This window comes from Mycobacterium sp. NGS45 (genome assembly GCF_059812645.1).
Genome location: NZ_JCALDB010000019.1, coordinates 70,550 through 95,705 on the forward strand (window position 1 = coordinate 70,550; position 25,156 = coordinate 95,705).

The following is a 25,156-nucleotide window of genomic DNA, read 5'->3' on the forward strand; positions in this document are numbered from 1 at the left end:
AAGTCAGGGTCGGGGTTCGCCGGTCCGGATCATCACCGCGTCGGCGGCGTCCACCGGAGCGGGTTGGTGCATGATCTCCACCGCCATCGCCACCATCACCAGCGAGTAGATCAGGTGCAGCAGATTGAGTGCATCATCCGGGATTTCGTCGAGTGCGAACTTGTCGCAGTAGTCGATGGCTTCCTCGAGTCGCGGGAAGAACGCATCGTAGAACTCGTGCAGCTGCGGCATGGTGCTGGCCAATCGCTGGTTCCAGCGCTCGGTTTCGGTCGCCAGGCACCAGGTTTCGGCGTACGGCTCGAGTTCGGCGAAGGCACTGGGCAGTCGCTTGGTGCTGGTCAGCTGAACGGACATGGTCAGACCCCCACCGTTGCGGTCTCGTTGCGGTGGCGCTGCACCCAGTCCACCGCCACCTTGTGCAGGTGCCGCACCAGGATCTCCTGGTCGTTGAGCGGGAACTCGTCGACCACGTCGTACTCCAACGCGGCCTGGGTACCGCCGAGCATGCCGGCGTCCTGCAGCGCGAACTCCTTGAGCACCACCGAGGCCACCTCGTGTTCGATGCGTTCTCGCACCGTGCTGGCCGGAGAGAAGTAGGTGTAGGCCTCATAGCGGTGGGTGTTGTACGACGTCGGCCAGTACCGGTAGAGCAGATACCAGCCGCCGTAGATCAGGATCTCGATGTTCGGGAAGATCTGGAAGTTGCTGATCCCCCAGGGTTCGATGCCGCCGGGGTTCAACGCCGCCATCGGCAACTCGCCGATGTCCGGGGTGCGCCACGGGCCGACCAGACCGCTTTGGGTCGCCCGTTCGATGGGATACATGTACTCCGGGGCCAGCAGCCAGCGCCGGGTGCCGGCGGTGGACACCAGACGGTGCGGGCCGTCGATCTGGAAGTGCCCGCAGGTGAAGCCCGGGTTGGGATCTCGCACCTCGGGCGGCACCTGCTGGGTGTGCAGCGACGGCACGTGGTAGTACTCCTGGAAGGCGTCGGCGAAGATCTTCCAGTTGCTGTTGTTGTAGGCCACCCAGTCGTAGCGTTCGGTGAGCTTGTCGAACGGATAGGCATCCAGCGGTGTGATCATCGGGCCGAGGAACTCCCGCAGCGTCTGCCGCGGCTGGGCGTCGAAGTTCACGAAGACGAATCCGGCCCAGGTGTCGCAGTGCACTTCCGAGAGCCCGTACGCGGACCAATCCAGCCCGTCGAACTGCTCGGCGTTCTCCACGTGCTCGAGCGTGCCGTCCAACCGGTAGCGCCACCCGCAGTGCGGGCAGCTGAACTGTTCGACCTGGCCGCTGAACGCCGTCCCGGTGTCGTCGGCCGGCACCAGGCGATGTCCACGGTGCCGACAGGTGTTGTGGAAGGCCCGGATTCGGTCGTCGGCCCCGCGCACCAGGATCAGCTGGGCATCGTCGGCGGCTTCGACCAGCTTGGTCAGATAGCTACCGACCTGTGGCATTTCCTCGACCCGGCACAGGTTGAGCCAGGCGCGTTTGAAGATCGCCTCCCGCTCGAGTTCGTAGAACTCCGGCGAAATGGAATCCCGGAACGAGATGGGTCCGGTGCCCAGTTCGGGGTAGTGCTCCGTCCAGGAGCCTTCGGCCGGCTTGGCCCATCGCACTGCCATGTCAATCTCCCTGTGCTAGTACCGATGTCGAAGAAAATTCCGAAGGTTCCTCACATCACCGCTCCGCCGTTGACTCCGAGGATCTGGCCGGTGATGAAGCCAGCCTGCTCGGAGCACAGGAAGGCGACGGCGGCGGCGATGTCCTCGCCGGTGCCCAGTCGCCCGACCGGGATGTTGGCGGCGATCGTCTCGTTGGGCGGCAGGTAGCCGGCCGCCTGATTCTGGTGCTGCATCGGGGTTTCAATGCCCGACGGTGGGATGTTGTTCACCGTGATGCCGGCCGTCGCGTATTCCCGGGCCAGCGATTTGGTCAGGGTCAGCAGCGCACCCTTGGCCGCCGCGTAGTGCGCGGCGAACGGCGTGCCGCGCTGCGCGCTGGACGACGAGATCATCACAATGCGGCCCCAGCCGGCGGCCACCATGTCCGGCAGCGCGGCCTGGCAGCAGTGGAAGGTTCCGGTCAGGTTGACGTCGATCAACCGCTGCCAGGACTCGATGGAGATGTCGGCGAACGACGAGTAGTCGAACAAACCGGCGCTGGTCACCAGGATCTCGATCGGCCCCAGTTCGGCGCGGACCTTGCCATATGCCGCGTCGACGGCGGCGCGGTCGGTGACGTCGGCGTCGACGGCGAGCGCGGTGCCCCCGTCGGCCCGCAACTGTTCGGCAACCCGTTGCGCGGCTTGCGCATTGCGGTCCAGGACGGCCACCTTGTGTCCACGTCGGCTCAACTCGTGACAGGTCGACTCACCCATCCCGGAGGCACCGCCGGTGACCACCGCTGTCCGCGTCATCGCTGATTCTCCCTCTGCACGCTTCCCGTCCTTCACTAATCCCAGACCACCCGGACCGTACGACTGGTCGGCATGGCCTGGCAGGTGACCACCCAGCCCTCGTCGATCTCGTCGTCGTCGAGCGCGTCGTTGTTGAGCAGTCGCGCGCTGCCCTCGACCACTTGCGCGATACAGGTCCCACAGGACCCGACCTCGCACGACGACGGCGGCTTGAGTCCGGCCAACCGTGCGGTCTGCATCAGCGTGTTGCCGGCCTTGTAGGGCACCGTCACGGTCTTGCGGTCCAGTTCGATGGTGACTTCTTCGGTCGCCATCGACGCGTCGACATCGGTTTCGGTGGGCGCGGCCACCGTGAATCGCTCCAGGTGCAACCGATTCCGCGGCACCTGCAAGTCCAGCAGAGCCTGCTCGACGGTGTCCATGAACGGACCGGGTCCGCAGATGTAATAGTCGGCGTCGCCGGCGTCGGCGAGGAACTGCGCCACGTGCTCGGCGGTGACCACGCCGGTGTCGGCATCCAGGTGGTGGTGCAGGGCGAACCGCCCATCGTGCTCAGCGGTCAACTGCGCCAAGGCATCTGCGAAGATCACACCCTCTGCGTTGCGGTTGGCGTAGAACAACCGGACCGGACGCGAGGTGGTGGCCAACGCCGATTGGGCCAACGAGAACACCGGGGTGATGCCGCTGCCGCCGGCAAACGCCACCAGTTCGGTGTCCGCGTCGGTCAGCACGAATCGGCCGTCCGGCGCCGCGGCATGCAGATAGTCGCCGGCGGCAGCCTGGTCGTTGAGGTAGTTGGACACCACGCCGTCGCGGTCCCGCTTGATGGTGATCCGCAGGTCTTGGTCGGCCACCGGCGAGGACGACATCGAGTAGCAGCGCTGGTGCTGCTGACCCTCGACCGACACCTGCAGCGTCAAGTATTGCCCGGCTTGGTAACGGAATTGGTCGGCCTGCTCGTCGGCGAGGTCGAAGATCAGCGAGACCGCATCCGGGGATTCGCGCACCACCTGCTTGATCCGCAGCGGGGCAAAGCCCACGGGCCCGGCGGACCCGTTCGGCTCGGCCGGTTCGACGACCTCGGCCTGATCGGCGGGGCCGGCGGGCGCGCAGGGTGATGTCGGAGTGTGCATTGCGGTCATAATATCAAGTACTTGCGATTCATCTCAAGGGTTTGCAGTCGATCGGGTCCTGGGGACCTCAGTCGTCGACGTGGTCGGGGAACACGGTGTGGCCGGTGCCCTGCTCGACCACCCGGGCCAGCAGCGTGCGCAACTGGCGTTGCTCATCGGCGTCGAGCACGCCGAACACCGCGTCGTGCGCGGCGACGGCGTCGCTGACCACCGCGGCGGCCACCGCTCGCCCCTCATCGGTGAGGAAGGCCTGCAGGATGCGGCCGTGCTGCGGGTCTTGCTTGCGCTCGACCAGACCGCGGCGCTCCAGCGCGGTCAGCCCCAGCTGGACGCCCTGCGGGGTGATCAGCAGCCGGCGGGCCAGTTCGGCGCCGGACAGTCCGGGTTCTCCTGCGAGTTGCCGCAACAAGCCGATCTGCGCGGTGGTCACACCGTGTTCGGCCACCGCGTCGTTGACGTACTTGAGCGAGAAGTGGAACGCCTGCTTGAGCAGCCACAGGGTGTTGTCCCCAAGTTCCATGCTCGCCTCCTACCGCCGTGGCGGCTCTTTGACCACCTGGCCATCCTTCATCACGAACTGCACGTCCAGTGTGGTGGAGATGTCCTGCGACGGATCACCCGGCACCGCGATGACGTCGGCCAGGTATCCCGGTGCCAGCCGACCCAGTTCGTCGGCCGCGTCGATCAGATCGGCACTGGTGATGGTGGCGGCCTGCAGGGCCTGCATGGGCGTCATGCCGCGCGACACCAGCGCGCCGAGTTCCTTGGCGTTCTGGCCGTGCGGGATGGCCGGGGCGTCGGTGCCGCACGCGATCTTCACGCCGGCGGCAATCGCCTTGGGCAGCATCGACTTGGCGCGCGGGAACACCTCCTCGGCCTTCTTTCGCAGCTCCGGGGCGATCCGGTCGATGGCCATCGCGTCGGTCAGATACGTGGTGGACACCAGGAAGGTGCCGTGGTCCACCATCATCTGGATGGTCTCGTCGCTGGCCAAGAAGCCGTGCTCGATGCAGTCGATGCCGGCCCGGATGCAGGCTTGAATAGCCTTGTCCCCCACCGCATGCGCGGCCACCCGAACCCCGGCTCGATGCGCCTCGTCGGCGATCGCGGCGAACTCGGCGTCCGAATACTGCTGCGCACCCGGGGCGGTGCTGTGCGACATCACCCCGCCGGAGGCGGACACCTTGATCAGCTTGGCGCCGTGCCGGACCTGGTAACGCACACAGGCGATGACGTCGGGCACCCCATTGGCGATGCCCTCGGCCACCGACAGCGGCATGACGCCGGGCGCCAGCCGTTGGAACACCGTCGGATCCAGATGCCCACCGTAGGGTGTGACGGCGTGGCCGGCCGGATAGATCCGGGGGCCGGCGTGCCAGCCCTGATCGATGGCCCGCTGCAACGCGACATCGAGCAGATAGCCGCCGGTCTTGACCATCAGACCGAGGTTGCGCACCGTGGTGAACCCGGCCTCCAGCGTGGTGCGCGCATTGACCGCACCCCGCAGCGTGCGGTAGGCCGGATCGTCCTGCACACCGTGCATCGGGGTGGGCAGCCCGTCCGGGTTGCCCGGTCCACCGATGAGCAGGTTGAGCTCCATGTCCATCAGGCCGGGCAGCAGCGTCACATCACCCAGATCGATGACGGTCGCCGAATCCGGCAGTGGCGCTTCGGGATTGACCGCACTGATCCGGTTTCCCTCGATGACCAGCACGGCCGGGGTGCGGATCTGGCCGGCCGCCACGTCGGCCCAGCGGGCCGCACGCAGCACCGTTGTCGCGGTGGCAGCGGTCACGGGACGGGCTCGAGGACACAGTCCAGGCTGGTGGCCCCGGAGTCAGGCACCCGCGGCTGCTTCCAGCATTCGACCGGGAAGGACACCGTGATCATCGCGTACAGCAGACGCATCAGGTTGACGACGTCCTCGGGCATGTCGTCGAGCGGGAACTTGTCGCAGTAGGAGATGGCCTCTTCGGCCCGCTCGGTGATGACGTCGTAGAACTCTTGCATCTGGTCCATGTTGCTGGCCAGCCGCTTGGCGTAGCGCTGCTCCTCGTTGGGCAGACACCACTGGGAAAACCGTTCCAGATCAGCGAATTCCGCGGGAAACAGGTTGGTCATGACGCTCACACCCCCGCCGTGTTGCGCTGATAGTCCGCGATCCAGGCCGCGGTCTCGTGATGCAGATGGCGCAGCAGAATCTCCTGGTCGCACAGCAGGAACTCCTGCACGGCCCGGGATTCGATGCTGGTCTGGGTGGCTTCCAGGGTGTTGGCGTCCTGCAGCCCGTACTCCTTGAAGGACTGGGCGGCCAACTCCTGCGCCAGCCGCTCGCGCGCGGTGCGCGGCTGCGGGAAGTACAGCGTGCATTCGAAGATGTGGCTGTTGTACGAGGTCGGCCAGTAGTGGTAGGTCAGATACCAGCCCTGGCCCCAGAACAGCATCACGAAGTTGGGGAACAACTGGAAGGAATCCAGGCCCCACGGGTCGCACTTGGCCGGGTTGAGACCGGCCGGCATCTCACCGAGATCTGGCTTGTCCCAAGGCCCGAACAGCCCGCTTTGGCAGATGTCCTCGATCGGCTTGCGCATCTCGTCGGGCATCTCCCAGGCCCGCACCCCGGACGTGCTCACCAAGCGGTGCGGCCCTTCGATGCGATAGTGCGGCGCCTCGAACCCGGACTCGGCGGCGGCCTTGGAATAGGCGGTCGGCGACTGGTTCGCATGCAGGATCGGCGCGTGATAGAACTCCTGGAAGGCATCCATGTAGAGCTTCCAGTTGGCCTTGACCTCCGAGCGGTAGGTGAACCGCGAGGTCATCTTGTCGAACGGATAGCCCGCCAGGTTGGTCACCATGGGCCCGAGGAATTCGACCAGCGTCTGTTCGGGCTGTTTGGCGAAGTTGACGAAGATGAAGCCTTCCCAGACCTCGCAGTGCACCGGCACCAGACCGTAGCGGCCCTTGTCCAGGTCGAAGAATTCTTCTTCCTGCTGCACGTAGGTCAGCTCGCCGTCCAGGTCGTAGCGCCAGGCGTGGTACTTGCAGGTGAACTGCCGGCACACACCGCGGGTTTCCTCACTGGGGATGTCGTCCCAGACCAGCTTGTTGCCGCGGTGCCGGCATACGTTGTGGAAGGCGTTGATCTGGCCGGACTTGTTGCGCACCACGATGATCGAGGTGTTGGCGGCCTTCATCTCCTTGGTGAAGTAGCTGCCCTTGCGCGGCACCTGCTCGACCCGGCCGACGTTGAGCCAGGCGCGCTTGAAAATCGCCTGTCGCTCCAGGTCGTAGATCTCCGGACTGATCGAGTCCTCGTAGGACATCGGTCCGGTGCCCAGTTGCGGGTAATGCTCGGTCCAACTGCCCTCGGCCGGTTTGGGGAACCGCGGCATGTCTAGTCCTCCATCGACGAAACCACGAACACCGACACGGGCTGAAGTGCCGGTGACAGACCGAACCGCCATCTTTCGACGGGCAGCGCCCAGTCTGATGTTGCACAGCCGACGCTAGCGCTTCGAGAGCCCAATGACAAGTAGTTGATATTGATGCCGTGCCGCACCGGCGGCCCGATTCAGGCGGCCATCGAGCGAAGAAAACCCGGCCAATCGCCGAACAGCGCGCGGTCGACGATTTCGATGCGTAGCCCGGCCGGATCGATGTAGTAGGCGAACGTGGACAGCACCGGGCCGGCCGGTCGGGCCTCCAACCGATAGCCGGCCGCTTCCAATCGCGCTGCGGCAGCGCCGATGTCGTCGACCCAGTAACCCAGGTGATGCGCAGCTCGACCGTCGTCGGCTCGCCACAGCGTTCCGGGCACCTGCTCGATCAACTCCAGGTGTGGCGCTTGCAGGGAGTACACGAACCGGATCGGCACGTCCAGCTCCTGGTCCCCGACCACGACCTGCAGGGTGTACTCGATCGGCTTGGTCCAGGCGTGCCCGGCGGCGGCCGTCAGTCGCGCTGCGGCAGCGCCGATGTCATCGACGACCACTCCGACGTGGTAGCAGTCGGCTGGGTTCACCGGGCGGCTCCGGTCTGCGGCATCTGGCGCTCCCTGTCTGGCACTCAACGTCCCCGGGCGAGCCTGAACTGGTGGTTCATCATGTCCAGGATCTCGGCAGTGATCATGCCGCCGGCGTACTCGACCCAGCACCAACTGCGCACCGGTGCCGGGCCGCCGGGATCTCCGGTCAGGCGGCCGAAGTAGTGCAGCGGACTGCCCATCGTGTCGAAGCTGAACGAATAAGTGTCCGAACCGAATTCGACGTCCATCGCGACCATCCGGCCGGCATCGTCGAAGCTGGGGGTGGCGACGATGTCGTCATGGGTGGTGGTGACGCCGTCACGCAGCTGATAGCCCGGGCCGAACGGTAACCCGTCGCGGCCCTGCCAGAAGCTGCCGCCGCCCAGCCGGCCGTCGGGGTACTCGGCCAGCCAGGACGCCCACATGCCCTGCAGCTGACGCACGATCGGCAACTCGGTGTAGATCATCCCGTCCGGGCCGTAGGCGAAGTCCTGATGGGCGTAGCCGCCGACTTCGACGCCGTTGATCACGCCGGTGGCGTGGATCAGCTCGTGCCGGTAGTGCACCTCGTGATCGATGCCGGGTTGGGTGGGCACGGTGGTGACGACGACGTCAGAGACCGTGCGGCCGTGCAGTTCCCAGCGGTTGGTGGCGTCGTACCAGTGGAAGCCGTCGTCGTCGCGCACCAGCCGGCCGCTCGGGAAGGTGGTCTCCACCCGCTCGGCGGTGTCGGTGTAGGTCATCGGCTCGAACCAGTCGATGCCCGCGTATTCCGGGTAGAGGTGTTCGGCCGGGGTGTCGAAATCCCGGCCCAGCGCCCGGAACCCGCACACCGGGGAGACCACGTGCGTCATGCCGGCCAGGAAGTCGTCGGTGCCGCGCACCGCCCAGTAGTCGCGGCCGGAGGCGTCACTGACCACCCCGCCGATCCAGACCCCGCCGAGGTTCACCGCGGCAGTGGGCGCCCAGTCCCGACGGTAGTGGCCGAGAGTCGGTGCCTGCGCTGTGACGGTGAAGTCGACGGTGTCCGGCACGAGCTCTCCTTCGCCTCGCCATGGTCTGGCAGCGCCGACGTTACGGAAGACCAGATGTTTGGTCAATGGTCGGTCCGGCGCGCCCGAGGTCGGCGTCAGCCCAGCTCATCACACGATCCGCAGACGTCGAGCCGGAGGACAACGCGAATTCGGCGCGCTCCTGGCCGGCGAGAAAGCCGCTACTTGTCGTCGCCGTGCAGCCGGGCCTGCAGTTCCTCGCGGGCGCGACGACGTCGTTCGTCGACGGCGGCAACGCTGGCGGTGGCGCGTCGGCGCAACGGTGCCAGCAGCCACATCCCCAACGGCATCGAGATCACGATCGCGAACAGCAACGCGACCAACATCGGGATGTCGACGTCGAGCAGCACCGCGCCGTAGTAGATCAGCCCCCACACCGCGGCCACCAGTGCCAGCCGGGCGAGCACATAGCTCAAGACATCAACCACCATCCGACCGGTGGACTGTTCATCGGACACCACCTGAGCCTACCGGCGAGCGTATATTCGAAGGCTAGGAGGTTATCCGTGCTCTACCTGTTGTTGATCCTGATCATTGGCGTGGCCGTGTACGCCGGCCTGCGGGTAGCGCGTGACCGCGCAGCTCAACCGCGTACTCGAGTCATCGGGCCCGACGACGATCCCGAGTTCCTGTGGCGGCTCAGCCGCGGGGACAACAATCCGCGCTGACCGCAACCGCGGTTCAGCCGCGCTGAGTGCCGGGCGGATCCGGGTTCGGGAAGCCTTCGGCCACCACCGCAGCCAGTTCCAGCAGCGCTTCCCGGGTCTCCCGCTTCAGCAGGTCCAGGCTGATCTCGGCGCCCTCTTCCAGATGCGGGTCGAACGGCACGGTGCGCACCGCCCGGCAGCGCCGGGAGAAGTGGTCGACCACCTTGCGCATGTCCACCTTGCCGGCGCCCGGGCGCACCGCGTTGATCACCGCGATCGAATTGCGCACCAAGTCCTCGTGACCGTGCGCGTCCAGCCAATCCAGCGTCGCGGCCGCGCTGCGCGCGCCGTCGACCGAGCCGGAACTGATCACGATCAGGGTGTCCGCGTTGGCCAGCACCGCTGACATCGCCGAGTGCATCAAACCGGTACCGCAGTCGGTGAGCACCAGGCTGTAGAACCGCTCCAGCACGTCGAGCGTGCGGCTGTAATCCTCGGAGCTGAACGCCTCGGACACCGCCGGGTCGGTCTCCGAGGCCAGCACCTCGAGCCGGCTCGGGCCCTGCGAGGTGTAGCGCCGGACATCGCTGTAGCGCTCGATGCGATCGGCGTCACGCAGCAGGTCACGCACGGTGTTGGCGGTCTCGAGCGGCACCTTCTGGCTCAACGTGCCGCGGTCCGGGTTGGCGTCCACGGCGATCACCCGGTCGCCGCGGATCGACGCCAACGTCGAGCCCAGGGTCGCGGTGATGGTGGTCTTGCCGACCCCGCCCTTGAGGCTGAGCAGCGCGATCTTGTAGCAGCCGGCCAGCGGCTGGTTGACGTGCGCGACCAGATTGCGTCGCCGCGTGTCCTGCGAGCTCTCGCCCACGTTGATCCGTTTGCCCGACAGCACGTACAGCAGCCGACGCCATCCGCTGCTCGGTGCGGGTTTGACCGGGCGCAGCAACGCCCCGGTGGTCAGGTCCGGGTACGGCGTGGGGGGATACAGCGGACGTTGGTAGGGCGGCAGCTCAGCACCGGGCGGCGGCACCGCGGGCCCGGCCGGCACCGGCGGCACGTGGGTAGGTTGCGGCGGCCCGTACTCGGACCGGGAATGGTAGAAACCCGGCAGCCCGTAGGGGTCGACCGCAGGCATCCCGGTCGGCGGCGTGGCCTCGCTCCACTGCTTAGGGGCAGCCGACGGGGGCGGCGCATTCGGATCGATCACGGGGAGCTGCTGGGTTTCCGAAGCGGGCAGGTGATGCGAACCGGAATCCGTCGACGGGTTCAACCAGTCCGGCGGCTCGGTGCTGTCCCGGCCATGACGTGGCTCACCGCTGCGCGTCGGCTGATCAGACAAACTCACTCCCCTTTTCGACGACGGGGTCGACCCTATCGCAGCACGCTGCCGGCGGCGCGGCGTGCGAACCGCGGGCGCTGCACCGGTCGGACCGCGATGACCGCGTGCTCACCACCGTGGGTGGACCGGGTCAACCCACCCCGGCGTAGGAGTGCAGACCCGCGGTGACCAGGTTGATGAAGAACAGGTTGAACACCATCGCGATGAACCCGACGACATTGATCCAGGCCGCCTTGCGGTCCCGCCAGCCGGCCGTCGAGCGGGCGTGCAGATAGGCCGCGTACACCACCCAGGCGATGAACGACACGGTTTCCTTGGGGTCCCAGCCCCAGTACCGGCCCCAGGCTTCCTCGGCCCAGATGGCGCCGAAGATGACGCCGAAGCCGAACACCGGGAAACCGAAGATCGTGGTGCGGTAGGCGATCCGGTCCAGCGTTTGCGCGTCCGGGAGCCGGGACACGATCTGCGCCACGAAGTCAGTGCGACCGGGCTGCCCGAACTTCGACATCCGCAGCAGGAACAGGATGCTGGCCACACCGGCGACCAGGAACACCCCCGAGCCCAGGCTGACCACCGAGACGTGGATCGGCAGCCAATAGCTCTGCAGCGCGGGCATCACCGGTGCGGCGTGCGCGTACAGCCACTTGCCCGACACCGTCAGCAAGATCAGCACCGGCACCAGCACGAACACCCACAGGCTGCGGTACTGCGGGCGGCGCAGCACCACCGCGGCGGCCACCAGACCGCAGAAGCAGGTCAGGTTGATGAACTCGTACATGTTGCCCCACGGCACCCGCGCGGTGGACACCCCGCGCAGCACGATGCAGGCCAGCAGCAGCGCAGTGCCCAGGTAGACCAACGCCAGCCCGGCCCGCCCGATGCGTTCGTCGGCGCTGCGCCGGGGCGGCTCGGCGACCACACCGGGCCGGTCGGAGTCAGCACCGACCCCGCCGGCGGCGACGAGTTCGCGCTCGGTGACCTTGCGGCTACGGCTGTAGGACAGTTCGATCGCCAGCAGCAGCAGCGCCACCACCAGCACCACGATCGAGGACGTGAACGCCCAGTCCGAGTACCGGGCCAATTCCAGATTGACGTACTCGGTGTTCATCAGATCTTCTCCCTTGCCGGCTCGACCGGCTCATGTTCGGCCAGCAAGCGCTGGGTCAACCGCTCGAACTCATCACCCCAACCGGAGTTGTCGGTGCGCGCCAGGCCGCCCAATTCGACGTCCAAACTACCGGTTGGCACGCCGTCGCTGCTGGCCGGGGAGATTCGCACCCAGACCCGGCGGCGGCGCACCAGCAGCGACACCAGCAATCCGGCCATCATCGTCATCGCGAACACCAGCACCCACACCTGCGCGGGGTCGTGCGAGACCTGCAGGTTGACGAACGGGGTGGCGCCGTCGAACCGCACCCGGGTGCCGTCGTCGAGCACGACGTCCTGCCCGGCGCGCAGGTTGACCCGCTCCTCCTTGGTCAGCCGACCCTGATGGATCAGCCGGGTGTCCAGGTCGAACAGGGACTGCGGCCGGCCGCTGTCCAGACCGCTGTCGCCGCGGTAGATGTCCACCGCGACGGCCGGGTTGCGCAGCTCGGGATGGCTCGACGACAGCAGCGTGCCGTCGAGTTGTTCGGTGGGCGCGAACAGTCCGTGCACGACGATCTGGTGCTTGCGGCGTTCGTCGCCGTCCGGGTACATCCCGGCCGGCGGGTCGATCCGGATGACGCCGGAGGACAGCAGCGTGGTCTGGTCGTCGGGTCGCCACTGCACGGTCTGGCTGCGCTGTTGACCGTCCGGGAAGGTCACCGTGAACGTCGGCGCGTAGCCGTGGCCCTGCAGGTAGACCCGGTCGCCGCCGACCCGCAGCGGCCGGTTCACCTCGATCCGGGTGGGCTGCCAGATGCCCGCGGCCAGGTCCGCACCGGCTTGGTAGTCGATGTCGGCGGCGTACGACTTGGCCTGCCCGTTGGGCAGATATTCGGCGTGGAATGCGTTGACCCGCACGCACATCGGGTGCAGGGAGGTGCCGTCGACGGTGTTGCCGGCCCGGAACGAGTCGAAGGCGGCCGGGGACGCCGTGCAGAAGCCCGGCCCGCTGTTGGCGATCACGATGACGTTGCCCTCGTAGCCGAACATCTTGCCGGCCGCGATCGCGACCAGCAGACCCAGCAGCGAGAAGTGGAACACCAGGTTGCCGAACTCGCGCAGGTACCCCTTCTCGGCGGAGAGCTCGACGTTGTCGCCGTTGCTGCGGACCGCCTTGCGCCAGCCGCGCAGCCGGTCCGACATCTGCTCGGCCAACGCCAGGGCGTCGCCGTCGGCCCGGCCGCGGGCGTGTTTGGGCAGTCGGGCCAGGTTGCGCGGGACCGGCACCGGTTCGGCGCGCAGGCTGACGGCGTGCTCGATCATCCGCGGGGTCAGGCAGCCCACCAGGGAGATGAACAGCAGCACATAGATCGCGGTGAACCAGAAGCTGGAGAACACGTCGAAGAACTGCAGCCGGTCCAGCCACGGCCCGATCAGCTGATGCTCGGCGAGGTATTCGTCGACCTTGGCGGCGTTCAGGCTGCGCTGCGGCAGCAGCGCCCCCGGGACTGCGCCTAGCGCCAGCAAGAACAGCAACACCAGCGCGGTGCCCATCGAGGTCAGGCCGCGCCAGGTGTTGCGCAGCAGCGCCCACAGCCGCCGCGGGACGCTCATATCGGCAACCTGACGTCGCTGATGAAGGCGTCCCGCACCCAGCCGATGAACTCGTTCCACAGCCCGCTGACCAGCGCCAGACCCACCAGTATCAACAGCACGCCACCGAAGATCTGGATCGTGCGGGTGTGCCGACGCAGCCAACTCAGGCCGCTGACCGCCCAGGACGAACCGGCCGCCAACAGCACGAACGGGATGCCCAGACCCAGGCAGTAGGCGATCACCAGGACGACGCCGCGGGCCACGCTGGCGCCGTCGGTGCCGGCCGCCACCGTGATCCGCCGGTCAGCGTCGGCCCCAAACACGGGGTCCAGCCCAGTGCGAAGACCGCGCCCAGCAGCGGTGCCCCGGCCACCGTGGACAGCGCGCGCGGGCTGAACCGGGCCTGCCGCTGCAGCACCGGGATGAACCCGATGAACGCCAAACCCATCACGATGGTCAGCACGCCGCCGATGCGTTGCAGCAGCAGCTGATTGGTGATCAGCGACGTGGTCATGCCCAGCACCGCGACGGTCCCGAGCAGGAACACCACGGTGAACCCGGCCACGAACAGCAACGCCGATCCGATCACCCGCAGCCGCGTCGCGCGGGTCACGGACTTGGTCGCGGTCTGGCCTGGGGTCGCGCCGGCGGCGCCCACCGCGGGCGGGTCCTCGACGCCGACGGCCGCGGCCAGATACGACAGGTAGCCCGGTACCAGCGGCACCACGCACGGCGAGGCGAACGACACCAGCCCGGCCAGCACGCACACCGCCAAGGCCAACAGCAGCGGGCCGTTGGCGGCGAGTTCGGCGGTACCGGTCATGAGGCGTCCGGCTCTTCGGCGGCCAGTTCCTGCACCACCGGCAGCAGGTCTTCGGCGAGCAGTTCGCGCAGGAACACCGCGGCCACCCGGTGCTGGCGGTCCAGCACGATGGTCGCCGGGATCACCGAGCTCGGATACCGTCCGCCGAACGCGATCAGGGTGCGCATCGCCGGGTCGTAGATGGAGTCGAAGGTGATCTTGCGGTCGGTGACGAAGTCCACGGCCGCGGTGCGGTCGTAATCACGCACGTTGATGCCGAGGAACACCACGCCGTCGTCGCGGGTGGCCTGCTGAACTTCTTGCAGCTGGGCCATCTCGGTGCGGCACGGCCCGCACCACTGGCCCCACACGTTGAGCACGACGACCTGGCCGGGATAGTCGGCCACCGCGCGGGTGACGTCCGGGTCGCGCAGGTCGGGTCCGCTGATCGGGCCGGGTTGGCCGCGGCTCTCGGGCGGGTCGTAGCGGATGTCGGTCTTGCCGCCGGGTGCGACGAACTCGAACGTTCCGCCCTGCGCGACGGCGTCGTCTCCGGTTGCGCAGCCGGTGCCGACGACGGCGACCAGCGCCATCGCCGCCACCAGGCTGCGCAGTTTCACAGCCCGGCCGCCGGTTCGGAGTAACTGACCGCCAGCAGTTGGTCGCCGTCGTAGGTCAAGGTGGTCAGCGACGCCAGGTTGCACTGCCGGCGTCGCGGGTCGTGCGGCAACCGCCGGCCCTGCAGTGACCGGCGCAGCGTTTCGACCGGCAGCTGATGGCTGACCAGCACCACTTCGCGGCCTTCGACCTGCCGGCGCGCACGGTGCACCGCGGCGGTCATCCGGGCCGCGATCTCGCGGTACGGCTCACCCCAGGACGGGGTCAGCGGGTTGCGCACCTGCCACCACACCCGCGGGTTACGCCACACCCCGTCGCCCGGCGACACCTTCTTGCCCTCGAAGAAGTTGGCCGACTCGATCAGGTCCTCGTCGGTACCGACGGTTAGTTCGTGCTGAGCGGCGATCGGCGCCGCGGTCTCCTGCGCGCGTTGCAGCGGGGACGCAATCACAGCGGCAATGTCGTTGTTCGCCAAAGCTTTTGCCACCGCCTCGGCCTGGGTTTGACCGCGGTCGGAAAGCCGGTAGCCGGACAGCCGCCCGTACAGGATCCCGTCCGGGTTGTGCACCTCGCCGTGCCGCATCACGTGCACCCGGGTCAATCCGCTCATGCTGCAGGCTCCTTGGCCGTCGCGGCTGCGCGTGCTGCCCCCGGCAGCGCGGCAGCGATGTGGTCGAAGGCCGCGTCGTCGAGCACCGAGGAGACGAACCAGGCTTCATAGGCGCTGCACGGCGGATAGACACCGGCATCGAGCAGCGCGTGGAAGAACGGCGCGAAGCGCCAGGTCTGGCTGGCCCGCGCGGCGGCGAAGTCGGTGACCGGGGCGTCGGCGAAGAACACGCTGAGCATGTTGCCGGCGCGCTGAACCTGGTGTGCCACACCGGCTTCGGTGAGCGCGCCGGTCAGCAGGCCGGCCAATCGGTCGGCGTTGGCGTCCAGCGCGGCGTACACCGCGTCGTCGGCGGTGCGCAGCGTGGCCAACCCGGCGGCCATCGCCACCGGGTTCCCGGACAGCGTCCCGGCCTGATACACCGGGCCGAGCGGGGCGAGCTTGTCCATCACCTCGGCGCGGCCGCCGAACGCCGCCGCCGGCAGCCCGCCGCTCATCACCTTGCCGAAGGTGAACAGATCCGCATCGACGGGATCGATTCCATACCAACCACTTCGGCTGACCCGGAAGCCGGTCATGACTTCGTCGCTGATCAGCAGTGCGCCGTGCTGCGCGGTGATCCGGCGCAGCGCGGCATTGAAGCCGGGCAGCGGCGGGACGCAGCCCATGTTGCCCGGGCTGGCCTCGGTGATGATGCAGGCGATCTGGTCGCCGGCTTCGGCGAAGGCGGCTTCGACGGCGGCGACGTCGTTGTAGGGCAGCACGATGGTGTCGGCGGCCGCGGCGCCGGTCACTCCCGGTGAGGACGGCAGCCCCAGGGTGGCGACGCCGGAGCCGGCGTCGGCCAACAGCGCGTCGCTGTGGCCGTGATAGCAACCGGAGAACTTGATGATCTTGGACCGGCCGGTGAACCCGCGGGCCAACCGGATGGCGCTCATGGTGGCCTCGGTGCCGGAGTTGACCAGACGGATCCGCTCGACCGGCGCGACCCGGTCGATGATCTCGGTGGCCAGTTCGGTCTCGGTCGGGGTGGGTGCGCCGAAGGACAGCCCGTGCGCGGCCGCGGCGGTGACGGCCTGGACCACCGCCGGGTGCGCGTGCCCCAGGATCATCGGGCCCCACGAGCACACCAGGTCGACGTAACGGTTGCCGTCGGCGTCGGTCAGCCAGTAGCCCTGCCCGGCCGTGATGAATCGCGGGGTGCCGCCGACTGCCGCGAACGCGCGGACCGGCGAGTTCACCCCGCCCGGGATGACAGCGGCCGCGTCGGCGAACAGCTTGGCGGACTGATCGGTGTTGGCCATGGCCTCTAGTGTCCCAGGACTGCGCCGGACGGCCACTACAGGGTGTAGTTGTTCAGGGCGGGCTCAGCAGGAACACCGGGTGATCGGCCGGGTCGGGGAGCTCCCGGAAGTAGCCTTCGACGACTTTGCCCAGCTTGGACCGGTAGGCGGCCAGCACCGCCGGGCGTTGTTCGACGGGTATCTCGGCGGCCGTGAAATACGTGGTTCCGGCCCGGTTGGCCACGCTGACCCGCGGCGTGGCCCGCACATTCTTCACCCACTGGGACTCGCCGCGGGTGGATACCAGGTAGCGGTTGCCGTCCACCATGACCGTGCCGACCGGGATCTTCTGTGGTTTGCCGGTGCGGCGCCCGGTGACGGTGAGTGTCTCGGCCCCGGCCAGCCCGGTTGCCATCGCAATGCGGTTGAGCACCTTGGCGGTGAACCAGCCCTGCTCGAGATAAGCCACATCTGCAGTGTGCTCGGGCCTGTTCGGACTGGCAATGCCCGGAGATAATGCGGAGATGCAACTTCCGCAATGGCTGGCCCGGTTCAACCGGCATGTCACCAACCCGATCCAGCGACTGTGGGCCGGCTCGGCACCCACGTTCGGAATCCTCGAGCACGTCGGCCGTAAGTCGGGTAAGCCCTATCGTATTGGTAATACGCGGTATCAGAACTATCCGAATAGCGTCCGTTGGGTGCGCTCGGACACGCCTTGGAAGGGGTGGAGGCCATGCAACTTCCGCAATGGTTAGCTCGGTTCAACCGCCACGTGACCAATCCCATCCAGCGCATGTGGGCGGGTTGGGCCCCGACTTTCGGGATTCTGGAGCATGTCGGCCGTCGGTCCGGGCGGGTCTATCGGACTCCCCTCACCGTCTTTTCCACCGATACCGGTGTGGCGATTTTGCTGACGTATGGACCAGATCGTGACTGGTTGAAAAATCTCAAAGCTGCTGACGGAGGCATGCTCAAGCGCCATGGCCGGACGCTCCCGGTGAAAGATCCGCGGGTGGTGAGCAAAGCCGAGGCGTCCGGTCACGTAACTGGCATGGGCCGCTTGGTCTTTGGGCGACTCCCATTCGACTACGCAGTGCTGTTGCGTCGGGAACAGTTGAGCTGACCTGTATCTCGCCGTTCGAGTTACCGGGCACATTGTGCGGCGGAAGCCGGTGGTTCCACTCCCGAGTGTTGGCGAGGTCTAGGTACAGCAATTCGGATCGAGCACCACGCACAGGGCTTGGAGCGCCTCGGGGCGTATCCGGTGGAAGACATTCATTCCGCGCCGTTCGGAGTTGACGAGACCGGCTCGGCGTAGTTGGCCAATGTGGTGGCTGATGGTGGATTCGTTGAGGCCCAATTTGGCGGCCAGTTCGCCGCTGGTTTTCTCACCGGCGTTGGCGCCGAACAGGAACGACACGATCTTGACCCGGGCCGGGTCGGCGATCGCCTTGAGCCGCATCGCGATCTGCAGTGCGTCATCGTCACTGACAGGCCCGGCGGCGACCGGCGCACAGCACACCGGGGCGGTCATGTCGATCACAGGTAACGCTTTGGGCATAACATCCATCCTGCCAGGTTCTTGACATATATCAAAAAGGAGCGGATTCTGAACTCGGCGCCACTTCGATATATGTCACAACACTAGAGGAGGACGGCATGTCCCGAGCCCATTTGGCCCTCAACGTCGATGACCTCGACGAGGCCATCACGTTCTACACCAAGCTGTTCAACACCGCGCCGGCCAAGGTGAAACCCGGCTATGCCAACTTCGCGGTCACCGAGCCGCCGTTGAAGCTGGTGCTGCTGGAGAACCCCGGTAAGGGCGGCACCCTCAACCACCTGGGCGTGGAGGTCGAGTCCAGCGAGCAGGTGCACGCCGAGATCACCCGGCTGAGCGAGGCTGGGTTGTTCACCGACGAGGAAATCAACACCACCTGCTGCTTTGCCACCCAGGACAAGGTCTGGGTGACCGGACCGGCCGGGGAAAAATGGGAGGTCTACACCGTGCTGGCCGATTCGGACACCTTCGGCACCAGCCCGCAACACCTCAACACCGAGGCCGAAGGCGGCCCGTGCTTCGGCAGTGCAGCCAACCCCGATGCAGACCAGCCAGCCGACACCGCAGCCTGCTGCTGACAACCGCCCCAGGCCGGGTGGTCACCACATCGCGGTGGTCCACCTGGTCTGCGGTGGCGCACCCTGCGCCCCAGTGGGCGGCGGGAGCACCCTTTCAGCGTTCGGGCACCCACAGCCCACCGCGGCTCGTGGCCCGCCAGCTTGCGGATAGTTTCGATACCTGTCAATATCGATGTGTGTCGAAATCATCGCCAGACCTGCTGGGCAGCCGGAACACCTGCCCACCGGGGGCACTACTGCGCGAGCCGCTGTCGGCCATGGAGGCCGCGGATATTGCGGTAAAACTCAAGGCGCTGGCCGATCCTGTACGCCTGCAGCTGTTTTCCGCGATCGCCAGCCGCACCGGCGGCGAGGCGTGTGTCTGCGACATCTCCACCGACGTCGATGTCTCGCAGCCGACGGTGTCACATCACCTCAAAGTGCTGCGTGAAGCCGGCCTGCTGACGTCGCAGCGCCGCGCCTCGTGGGTCTACTACGCGGTGGTCCCCGAAGCGCTGGCCAGCCTGTCGGTGGTGCTCGGCGCCGCCGGCGCCGAGCCGGTCGGGGCCTCCCAGTGACCGCCCCCGCGCCGGCGACCGGGCCGGCGGTAGTGCGCAAGATGTCGATTCTCGACCGGTATCTGACGGTGTGGATCGGCGCGGCCATGATCGCCGGCCTGCTACTGGGGCGCGGGGTCCCCGGCCTGAACACCATGCTGGAAAGTGTTCAGATTGATGGGATTTCGCTACCCATCGCACTCGGATTGCTGATCATGATGTATCCGGTGCTGGCCAAGGTCCGCTACGACCGCCTCGACACCGTCACCAGTGACCGCAAACTGTTGCTGTCGTCTTTGGTGCTCAACTGGGTGCTCGGCCCGGCACTGATGTTCGCGCTGGCCTGGCTGCTGCTTCCTGATTTGCCCGAGTACCGCACCGGGCTGATCATCGTCGGCCTGGCCCGCTGCATCGCCATGGTGATCATCTGGAACGACCTGGCGTGCGGTGACCGCGAGGCCGCTGCCGTCCTAGTGGCGCTCAACTCGATCTTCCAGGTCCTGATGTTCGCCGTCCTGGGCTGGTTCTACCTTTCGGTGCTGCCCGGCTGGCTCGGCCTCGAACAGACCACGATCGACACATCGCCTTGGCAGATCGCCAAGTCCGTACTCATCTTCCTCGGCATCCCGCTGATCGGCGGATACCTGTCACGGCGCATCGGCGAACGCAGCAAAGGCCGCGACTGGTACGAAACGAAGTTTTTGCCGCGGATCGGGCCGTGGGCGCTGTACGGCTTGCTCTTCACCGTGGTGATTCTCTTCGCACTGCAAGGTGAGCAGATCACCAGCCGCTCACTGGATGTGGCCCGCATCGCGCTGCCGCTGTTGGCCTACTTCGCCATCATGTGGGGCAGTGGCTTCCTACTGGGCGCCGCGATCGGTCTGGGCTACGAGCGCACCACCACCTTGGCGTTCACCGCCGCGGGCAATAACTTCGAACTGGCGATCGCGGTGGCCATCGCCACCTACGGTGCCACCTCCGGACAGGCGCTGGCCACCGTCGTCGGCCCGCTCATCGAAGTCCCGATTCTGGTCGCGTTGATCTATGTTTCGCTGACTCTGCGCAGCCGCTTCACCAACAGCACCATGTCTTCGGATTCATCACCGCCCCCTGATCAGCCGGCCACCAGCGAAAAAGGAAGCACGCCATGACCGACAGTCCTGTCACTCACCCCGGCCCCGATCTGTCCGTCGACCAGCAGTTGGCGTTGCGCACTGCAGCTACCCGGCTACAGGCCGAATTCGCCGACGCCTTCGGAGTGGAGACCATCCAACGATTCCTGGAATCCTCCTACGACCAATTCGCCGGCCGCGCCACCATCCCAAACTTTCTGCCGCTGCTGGCCGAACGCTTTGCCCGCCAACGGCTATCTGCCCTGGCCCGCGTCGAGGGCACGGCCAGTGACGGCAAACCCACCGTGCTGTTTCTGTGCACACACAACGCCGGGCGCTCCCAGATGGCCCTCGGCTTCTTCGCGCACCACGCCGGCGACAATGCCGTCGCCTGGTCGGGTGGGTCCGAGCCCGGTGACGAAGTCAACCCCGCCGCCATCGCCGCCATGCGTGAGGTCGGCATCGACATCACCGGCGAATTCCCGAAACCCTGGACCGACGAGATCCTGGCAGCGGCCGATGTTGTGATCACCATGGGCTGCGGCGACGCCTGCCCCGTCTACCCCGGAAAACGCTACGAGAACTGGGACTTGCCCGATCCGGCCGGACAAGACGTCGACGCGGTGCGTCCCATCCGCGACATGATCGACACCAAGGTGAGGGCACTGCTCACCGAACTCGACGTTCCCATCACCCGATGACCATCCCGACAAGGCCCACCGTGCTGTTCGTCCGCGGCAGCAGCCTTGGCTTTATCGATCGTGACGCCGAGGACAACGCGCGTCGTCGCACCGGCGTTCATCTGTCTTGCTATTCGGGCGCCTTATCGGTGGTCCTAATTGAGTTGGCCGAGGAGTGCACGGCATCAACGATGAGCACCGGGACGGCGGAATGCTCAAGTAGATAGCTGGAGACGCTGCCGAGCAGCCGGCGGGTCAAGCCTCGACCGCGGCGGCCGACGACGACGACGTCAACGTCGAGCCGTTGGGCAAACTGGGCTAACGCTTCGGCGGGGGCGCCGACGAGCACCTCGAGCCGTGGCGGGGTCTCTGCCGGATCGGCGTTGGCGGCGATAGCGGCCAACCCTGCATCGGCCGAGGTGACTGATGCTTGCTGGGGATCCTCGGCGTCCTCGTACGAAATGACCTCAGCCAGGACGAGTTCACCGGTCCCACCGAATAGGCGCTTCGCAGCGTCGAGCGCGGCCGCCGCTTGCGCTGATCCGTCCCAGCCCACTAGGACTCGTGGCGCCCCAGGCGCCGACCTCGACGATCGAGAGTCGTTGCGGGGGCTCACTGGCGCCCGGCGTGGACCACCTCGATCGGCGCGTTCCAACGCGATCGGGACAAAGATTGGGCCTAGCACCAAGGCGATCGGAATCCAGCGAATATCGTGGCCGCGCCGCACCAGCCAAAGTCCAGCGACCGTTCCGGTAACGAACCAAACCAGAAGGAACGCAACCGTGAGACTGAGAGTGTCCATAGCCATTGCGCCCCAGCGCAGCCTTCCGGTCGAAGGAAACCCACTGCAACCCCACAGTGGTGTCACAGCACTGATGATGCCGACCAGACTTCCCGGCGCGCCACAGCAGAGCCTACCGGACGGGGTAGGCGAAGACTGAGGCGATCAGAAGGCTGCGCCAACTGCACCGGGTCGTTGACGCGGGCCAGCTATCCGCCCTGGGCGCTGGCGGCAATCGACGGCGGACCGCATGACGGTGTGCTGCAGCCGAGGTCTATGCTGGCTTGCGGTGCGCCGGGAAGCCTGGTCGGCAAGTTTCATCATTGATCGCCGACCGAAAAGGTATTCATCATGGCGCGTACCAGCGCGAGCGGAGCGCAGCGCCGCAAGACCCCGCGAGGCGCTACTTCGAAGACGGTGCGGGTTGGCGCGTTTTTGCGCACCGAGGCAGCTGGCGGGGCGTTGCTGCTCGTCGCTGCCGCTGTGGCATTGATATGGGCGAACTCACCGTGGGCCGACAGCTATTCGGCCATGCAGCAGACCCGAGTCGGCGGCGAGCCACTGGGATTACACCTCGATCTGACTCTGAGTGCCTGGGCCGCTGACGGTCTGCTCGCGATCTTCTTCTTCGTGGTGGGGTTGGAACTCAAGCGTGAGTTCGTCATCGGCGAACTCCGGGATCCACGCCGAGCCGCGCTGCCGATCGCGGCTGCCGTTGGCGGAATGGTCGTTCCCGCAATCATCTTCATCGCGTTCACCGCGGGGATGGCAGACGGTGCTAGCCGCGGGTGGGCGATTCCCACCGCAACCGACATCGCCTTCGCAGTCGCTGTGCTCGCCGTCGTGTCCAAGCATCTCCCGCCCGCTCTGCGCATGTTTCTGCTCACGCTGGCAGTCGTCGATGATCTTTTCGCCATCACCATCATCGCGGTGTTCTATACCGACACGATCAGCGTGTGGGCCCTCGCGGCAGCCGTAGTTCCCTTGGCGTTGTTTGCGCTGTGCATGAGCAAAGGTATCCGCTCATGGTGGATCTTGATTCCCCTGGCCGCTGCCACCTGGGTTTTCATTCACGAATCCGGTGTCCACGCGACGGTGGCTGGCGTACTTCTCGGGTTCGCAGTGCCAGTTCGCAACCGAGACGGGACCGACAAATCAACGCAACGAGGTCCCGCAGAGCACCTCGAACATCGATTTCAACCGCTATCTGCGGGAATCGCTATACCGTTGTTCGCATTCTTCGCCGCGGGGGTGTCGATCGGCGGCCTCACAGGATTCTCGGCCGCGCTCGGCGATCCGGTCGTGCTGGGGATCATCTGCGGGTTGGTCGTGGGCAAGCCCATCGGTGTTCTCGGCGCAACCTGGATCGTCACTCGTATGACCAAGGCAAATCGGGATGATGCACTCCATCGCATCGACCTTCTCGGGGTTGCGCTGCTGGCCGGCATCGGATTCACCGTCTCCTTGCTCATCGGTGAGTTGGCCTACGCCCCTGACGCTAGCCGCGCCGATCACGTCAAGATCGGAGTTCTCACCGCCTCGCTGCTTGCCGCGGCATTGGCCACGACAGTCCTGGGCCTGCGGAATCGGCACTACCGCCGAACCCGGCAGTATGCCGCCGGAGCAGACCCGACCCGACAAGGCCGTCATGGACACTGAGCCACGTACCAGCAGCCGCTCGGGCGCATTCGTCTCGTCGTTGATGCCGCAACTCACAGCGGCGTTCGGGCCCCGCGGGTCTGCACCTAGCGCGGCCGTGGTGCTGCGTTCGGCGTTGTGGCCGATCGCCATCCTGTCGGTACTGCACCGGGCTTTCGCTTTGGCGACCAACGGCTACATCACCGACGATTTCGCGCCTGTCTACGCCGCGGTGGTGAAATTCAAACTCGGTGAACCGATATACGACGCTAACTTCGACCATGTCGACCCGCACTACCTGTACCCACCGGGTGGCACGCTGATCATGGCGCCCTTCGGCTACCTACCGCCCGACGTCTCGCGCTACTGGTTCATCTTCTTCAACGCGCTGGCGATCGTGCTGGCCGCCTACTTTCTGCTACGGCTGTTCAAGTTCACGCTGGCCTCGGTGGCCGCCCCGGCACTGCTGCTGGCCATGTTCTGCACCGAGAGCGTCACCAACACACTGGTATTCGGCAACTTCAACGGGCCGCTGCTGCTGGCCGCGGTGCTGTTCTTCCGGTGGCTGCTGGACGGCAACAAGAATCACGAATGGCTGGCCGGTATCGCGATCGGGCTGACGCTGGTGGTCAAACCGCTATTGGGACCGCTGCTGTTGCTGCCACTGCTCAACCGGCAGTGGCGGGCTTTGATCGCCGCCATTGCTGTTCCGGTGGTGTTCAATGCGGCTGCGTGGCCGCTGATCGCCGACCCGATGAGCTTCGTCACCCGCACGGTGCCCTACATCCTGAGCACCCGCGACTACTTCAACAGCTCGATTGTAGGCAACGGGATCTACTACGGCCTGCCGATGTGGCTGATCATCTTACTGCGCATAGGCTTTGGTGCGCTCGCCATCGTGTCGCTTTGGCTGCTATACCGCTACTACCGTACCCGCGATCCGCTGTTCTGGATGCTCACGTCCTCCGGTGTGGTGCTGATCGCGTTCTGGCTGGTGTCATCGTTGGGCCAGGGCTACTACTCACTGACGCTGTTCCCGTTCCTGATGACCGTCGTGCTGCCCAACTCAGTGATCCGCAACTGGGTGGCATGGCTGGCGGTGTACGGCTTTATGACCATGGACCGCTGGCTGCTGTGGCACTGGCCAACCACCGGACGTTTCCTGGAATACATGAAGATCACCTACGGCTGGTCGCTGATGCTGGTGGTGGTCTTCGCGGTGCTCTACTTCCGCTACCTCGACGCCAAGGGCAACGGGCGCCTCGATGAAGGTATCGACCCATCCTGGACGATCCACAAACCGACCCCGCCTGACATTATCGCGCCGCGCACGGCCAGAGCCCAGCCCACCGACTGATCGCAACGATGTCGTTGGCGAGTGTGTACGCCGACTTGCGCGACGTTGCAGGCGTGGTGTCGTTGTTGCTGGGAGGCGACCCATCGGATTACGGCGCAGATAGGAAGTTGGCGATCGCTGCGGTGATGCCGGTGTGTTCGTGGCCGATCCAGTGGAGGTGGGTCGGGCTGGTCGTCTCGTAGAACGTCGCGCACCGGATCGTGGCCGCGAAGTTCTGCGCGTGTCGAAGTGAAGTACCCCAGGTTTTGTTCCGATCTTTATAGGAGGATCAGGAACATGCCCCGTCAGTATT

The 25,156-nt window shown here is 66.3% G+C and carries 27 protein-coding genes and 3 pseudogenes; 9 read left to right on the plus strand and 21 right to left on the minus strand.

Annotated features, from left to right (window positions below):
* Positions 1-3: 3 nt before the first annotated feature.
* From AC5Y3P_RS17160 to AC5Y3P_RS17210, 11 genes are all read right to left on the minus strand, one after another.
* Positions 4-354, minus strand: a complete 351-nt coding sequence (locus AC5Y3P_RS17160; protein ID WP_500047121.1) for a hypothetical protein — start codon at positions 352-354, stop codon at positions 4-6.
* Positions 355-356: 2 nt separating this feature from the next.
* Positions 357-1,628 carry an aromatic ring-hydroxylating oxygenase subunit alpha gene (locus tag AC5Y3P_RS17165; protein ID WP_500047122.1) on the minus strand — a complete coding sequence of 424 codons (1,272 nt, stop codon included), beginning with the start codon at positions 1,626-1,628 and terminating at the stop codon, positions 357-359.
* 50 nt (positions 1,629-1,678) lie between these two features.
* Complete coding sequence (locus AC5Y3P_RS17170) at positions 1,679-2,422, minus strand: SDR family NAD(P)-dependent oxidoreductase (RefSeq protein ID WP_500047123.1); 744 nt, start codon at positions 2,420-2,422, stop codon at positions 1,679-1,681.
* 35 nt (positions 2,423-2,457) lie between these two features.
* Entirely contained in the window at positions 2,458-3,564 is a 1,107-nt protein-coding gene (locus AC5Y3P_RS17175) for a 2Fe-2S iron-sulfur cluster-binding protein (RefSeq protein WP_500047124.1), read from the minus strand.
* Positions 3,565-3,622: 58 nt separating this feature from the next.
* Positions 3,623-4,075, minus strand: a complete 453-nt coding sequence (locus AC5Y3P_RS17180; protein ID WP_500047125.1) for a MarR family winged helix-turn-helix transcriptional regulator — start codon at positions 4,073-4,075, stop codon at positions 3,623-3,625.
* A gap of 9 nt (positions 4,076-4,084) precedes the next feature.
* The gene (locus AC5Y3P_RS17185) at positions 4,085-5,350 is read right to left on the minus strand and encodes a metal-dependent hydrolase family protein (protein WP_500047126.1); all 1,266 of its coding nucleotides are present in this window, start codon (positions 5,348-5,350) and stop codon (positions 4,085-4,087) included.
* On the minus strand, positions 5,347-5,676 hold the full coding sequence (locus AC5Y3P_RS17190; protein WP_500047127.1) for a hypothetical protein: 330 nt from the start codon (positions 5,674-5,676) through the stop codon (positions 5,347-5,349). The genes AC5Y3P_RS17185 and AC5Y3P_RS17190 overlap by 4 nt, the downstream gene beginning before the upstream one ends.
* Positions 5,677-5,681: 5 nt before the next feature.
* A complete protein-coding gene (locus AC5Y3P_RS17195) occupies positions 5,682-6,947 on the minus strand; it encodes an aromatic ring-hydroxylating oxygenase subunit alpha (RefSeq protein ID WP_500047128.1) in 1,266 nt (421 codons plus the stop codon).
* Between the two features lie 179 nt (positions 6,948-7,126).
* The gene (locus AC5Y3P_RS17200) at positions 7,127-7,576 is read right to left on the minus strand and encodes a VOC family protein (protein ID WP_500047129.1); all 450 of its coding nucleotides are present in this window, start codon (positions 7,574-7,576) and stop codon (positions 7,127-7,129) included.
* A gap of 44 nt (positions 7,577-7,620) precedes the next feature.
* On the minus strand, positions 7,621-8,613 hold the full coding sequence (locus AC5Y3P_RS17205; protein WP_500047130.1) for a hypothetical protein: 993 nt from the start codon (positions 8,611-8,613) through the stop codon (positions 7,621-7,623).
* A 179-nt stretch (positions 8,614-8,792) separates the two neighbouring features.
* Complete coding sequence (locus AC5Y3P_RS17210; protein ID WP_500047131.1) at positions 8,793-9,089, minus strand: DUF4229 domain-containing protein; 297 nt, start codon at positions 9,087-9,089, stop codon at positions 8,793-8,795.
* Positions 9,090-9,137: 48 nt separating this feature from the next.
* Between AC5Y3P_RS17210 and AC5Y3P_RS17215 the strand changes: the two genes are divergently transcribed.
* Entirely contained in the window at positions 9,138-9,299 is a 162-nt protein-coding gene (locus tag AC5Y3P_RS17215; RefSeq protein WP_500047132.1) for a hypothetical protein, read from the plus strand.
* A gap of 13 nt (positions 9,300-9,312) precedes the next feature.
* Here the strand turns inward: AC5Y3P_RS17215 and AC5Y3P_RS17220 are convergent, their stop codons facing one another.
* From AC5Y3P_RS17220 to AC5Y3P_RS17255, 8 genes and pseudogenes are all read right to left on the minus strand, one after another.
* A complete protein-coding gene (locus tag AC5Y3P_RS17220) occupies positions 9,313-10,518 on the minus strand; it encodes a MinD/ParA family ATP-binding protein (RefSeq protein ID WP_500047150.1) in 1,206 nt (401 codons plus the stop codon).
* 232 nt (positions 10,519-10,750) lie between these two features.
* Complete coding sequence (gene ccsB / locus AC5Y3P_RS17225) at positions 10,751-11,728, minus strand: c-type cytochrome biogenesis protein CcsB (RefSeq protein ID WP_500047133.1); 978 nt, start codon at positions 11,726-11,728, stop codon at positions 10,751-10,753.
* A complete protein-coding gene (resB, locus tag AC5Y3P_RS17230; protein WP_500047134.1) occupies positions 11,728-13,323 on the minus strand; it encodes a cytochrome c biogenesis protein ResB in 1,596 nt (531 codons plus the stop codon). The genes ccsB and resB overlap by 1 nt, the downstream gene beginning before the upstream one ends.
* A pseudogene (locus AC5Y3P_RS17235) lies at positions 13,320-14,128 on the minus strand (cytochrome c biogenesis CcdA family protein). Before AC5Y3P_RS17235 ends, resB begins: the two are co-directional and overlap by 4 nt.
* On the minus strand, positions 14,125-14,700 hold the full coding sequence (locus AC5Y3P_RS17240) for a TlpA disulfide reductase family protein (protein ID WP_500047151.1): 576 nt from the start codon (positions 14,698-14,700) through the stop codon (positions 14,125-14,127). The pseudogene AC5Y3P_RS17235 and the gene AC5Y3P_RS17240 overlap by 4 nt, the downstream one beginning before the upstream one ends.
* Positions 14,701-14,723: 23 nt before the next feature.
* On the minus strand, positions 14,724-15,335 hold the full coding sequence (locus tag AC5Y3P_RS17245; protein WP_500047135.1) for a histidine phosphatase family protein: 612 nt from the start codon (positions 15,333-15,335) through the stop codon (positions 14,724-14,726).
* Positions 15,332-16,639, minus strand: a complete 1,308-nt coding sequence (hemL, locus tag AC5Y3P_RS17250) for a glutamate-1-semialdehyde 2,1-aminomutase (RefSeq protein WP_500047136.1) — start codon at positions 16,637-16,639, stop codon at positions 15,332-15,334. The genes AC5Y3P_RS17245 and hemL overlap by 4 nt, the downstream gene beginning before the upstream one ends.
* Before the next feature lie 52 nt (positions 16,640-16,691).
* Positions 16,692-17,087, minus strand: a complete 396-nt coding sequence (locus AC5Y3P_RS17255) for a nitroreductase family deazaflavin-dependent oxidoreductase (protein WP_500047137.1) — start codon at positions 17,085-17,087, stop codon at positions 16,692-16,694.
* 55 nt (positions 17,088-17,142) lie between these two features.
* Between AC5Y3P_RS17255 and AC5Y3P_RS17260 the strand changes: the two are divergent.
* Positions 17,143-17,274: pseudogene (locus AC5Y3P_RS17260) on the plus strand (nitroreductase family deazaflavin-dependent oxidoreductase); the annotation flags it as partial.
* Between the two features lie 80 nt (positions 17,275-17,354).
* Positions 17,355-17,744, plus strand: coding sequence for a nitroreductase family deazaflavin-dependent oxidoreductase (locus tag AC5Y3P_RS17265; protein ID WP_500047138.1), 390 nt, complete (start codon positions 17,355-17,357; stop codon positions 17,742-17,744).
* Between the two features lie 78 nt (positions 17,745-17,822).
* On the opposite strand, the gene AC5Y3P_RS17270 is transcribed toward AC5Y3P_RS17265, so the two are convergent.
* Positions 17,823-18,182: an Rv2640c family ArsR-like transcriptional regulator gene (locus AC5Y3P_RS17270; RefSeq protein WP_500047152.1), complete on the minus strand. Its 360-nt coding sequence runs from the start codon at positions 18,180-18,182 to the stop codon at positions 17,823-17,825.
* 98 nt (positions 18,183-18,280) lie between these two features.
* On the opposite strand from AC5Y3P_RS17270, the gene AC5Y3P_RS17275 reads away from it, so the two are divergent.
* The 4 genes and pseudogenes from AC5Y3P_RS17275 to AC5Y3P_RS17290 all read left to right on the plus strand — a co-directional run bounded on the left by AC5Y3P_RS17275 (position 18,281) and on the right by AC5Y3P_RS17290 (position 21,109).
* Entirely contained in the window at positions 18,281-18,760 is a 480-nt protein-coding gene (locus AC5Y3P_RS17275) for an ArsI/CadI family heavy metal resistance metalloenzyme (protein ID WP_500047139.1), read from the plus strand.
* 176 nt (positions 18,761-18,936) lie between these two features.
* A complete protein-coding gene (locus AC5Y3P_RS17280) occupies positions 18,937-19,317 on the plus strand; it encodes an ArsR/SmtB family transcription factor (protein ID WP_500047140.1) in 381 nt (126 codons plus the stop codon).
* Positions 19,318-19,358: 41 nt separating this feature from the next.
* Positions 19,359-20,405 (plus strand): annotated as a pseudogene (gene arsB / locus AC5Y3P_RS17285) (ACR3 family arsenite efflux transporter); the annotation flags it as partial.
* Between the two features lie 38 nt (positions 20,406-20,443).
* Positions 20,444-21,109, plus strand: a complete 666-nt coding sequence (locus AC5Y3P_RS17290; RefSeq protein WP_500047141.1) for an arsenate reductase ArsC — start codon at positions 20,444-20,446, stop codon at positions 21,107-21,109.
* Between the two features lie 109 nt (positions 21,110-21,218).
* Here AC5Y3P_RS17290 and AC5Y3P_RS17295 read toward each other — a convergent pair whose 3' ends face one another.
* A complete protein-coding gene (locus AC5Y3P_RS17295) occupies positions 21,219-21,644 on the minus strand; it encodes a universal stress protein (RefSeq protein ID WP_500047142.1) in 426 nt (141 codons plus the stop codon).
* 576 nt (positions 21,645-22,220) lie between these two features.
* Here AC5Y3P_RS17295 and nhaA point away from each other — a divergent pair.
* Complete coding sequence (nhaA, locus tag AC5Y3P_RS17300) at positions 22,221-23,528, plus strand: Na+/H+ antiporter NhaA (protein WP_500047143.1); 1,308 nt, start codon at positions 22,221-22,223, stop codon at positions 23,526-23,528.
* 43 nt (positions 23,529-23,571) lie between these two features.
* A complete protein-coding gene (aftC, locus tag AC5Y3P_RS17305; protein WP_500047153.1) occupies positions 23,572-24,864 on the plus strand; it encodes an arabinofuranan 3-O-arabinosyltransferase in 1,293 nt (430 codons plus the stop codon).
* Positions 24,865-25,156 lie beyond the last annotated feature (292 nt).

Bases quoted from the DNA above. Each gene is read 5' to 3' on its own strand.
- AC5Y3P_RS17160 (WP_500047121.1), bottom strand. From the start codon at position 354: ATGTCCGTTCAGCTGACCAGCACCAAGCGACTGCCCAGTGCCTTCGCC.
- AC5Y3P_RS17165 (WP_500047122.1), bottom strand. From the start codon at position 1,628: ATGGCAGTGCGATGGGCCAAGCCGGCCGAAGGCTCCTGGACGGAGCAC.
- AC5Y3P_RS17170 (WP_500047123.1), bottom strand. From the start codon at position 2,422: ATGACGCGGACAGCGGTGGTCACCGGCGGTGCCTCCGGGATGGGTGAG.
- AC5Y3P_RS17175 (WP_500047124.1), bottom strand. From the start codon at position 3,564: ATGACCGCAATGCACACTCCGACATCACCCTGCGCGCCCGCCGGCCCC.
- AC5Y3P_RS17180 (WP_500047125.1), bottom strand. From the start codon at position 4,075: ATGGAACTTGGGGACAACACCCTGTGGCTGCTCAAGCAGGCGTTCCAC.
- AC5Y3P_RS17190 (WP_500047127.1), bottom strand. From the start codon at position 5,676: ATGACCAACCTGTTTCCCGCGGAATTCGCTGATCTGGAACGGTTTTCC.
- AC5Y3P_RS17195 (WP_500047128.1), bottom strand. From the start codon at position 6,947: ATGCCGCGGTTCCCCAAACCGGCCGAGGGCAGTTGGACCGAGCATTAC.
- ccsB (WP_500047133.1), bottom strand. From the start codon at position 11,728: ATGAACACCGAGTACGTCAATCTGGAATTGGCCCGGTACTCGGACTGG.
- resB (WP_500047134.1), bottom strand. From the start codon at position 13,323: ATGAGCGTCCCGCGGCGGCTGTGGGCGCTGCTGCGCAACACCTGGCGC.
- AC5Y3P_RS17240 (WP_500047151.1), bottom strand. From the start codon at position 14,700: ATGGCGCTGGTCGCCGTCGTCGGCACCGGCTGCGCAACCGGAGACGAC.
- AC5Y3P_RS17245 (WP_500047135.1), bottom strand. From the start codon at position 15,335: ATGAGCGGATTGACCCGGGTGCACGTGATGCGGCACGGCGAGGTGCAC.
- hemL (WP_500047136.1), bottom strand. From the start codon at position 16,639: ATGGCCAACACCGATCAGTCCGCCAAGCTGTTCGCCGACGCGGCCGCT.
- AC5Y3P_RS17265 (WP_500047138.1), top strand. From the start codon at position 17,355: ATGCAACTTCCGCAATGGTTAGCTCGGTTCAACCGCCACGTGACCAAT.
- AC5Y3P_RS17270 (WP_500047152.1), bottom strand. From the start codon at position 18,182: ATGCCCAAAGCGTTACCTGTGATCGACATGACCGCCCCGGTGTGCTGT.
- AC5Y3P_RS17275 (WP_500047139.1), top strand. From the start codon at position 18,281: ATGTCCCGAGCCCATTTGGCCCTCAACGTCGATGACCTCGACGAGGCC.
- AC5Y3P_RS17290 (WP_500047141.1), top strand. From the start codon at position 20,444: ATGACCGACAGTCCTGTCACTCACCCCGGCCCCGATCTGTCCGTCGAC.
- nhaA (WP_500047143.1), top strand. From the start codon at position 22,221: ATGGCGCGTACCAGCGCGAGCGGAGCGCAGCGCCGCAAGACCCCGCGA.
- aftC (WP_500047153.1), top strand. From the start codon at position 23,572: ATGCCGCAACTCACAGCGGCGTTCGGGCCCCGCGGGTCTGCACCTAGC.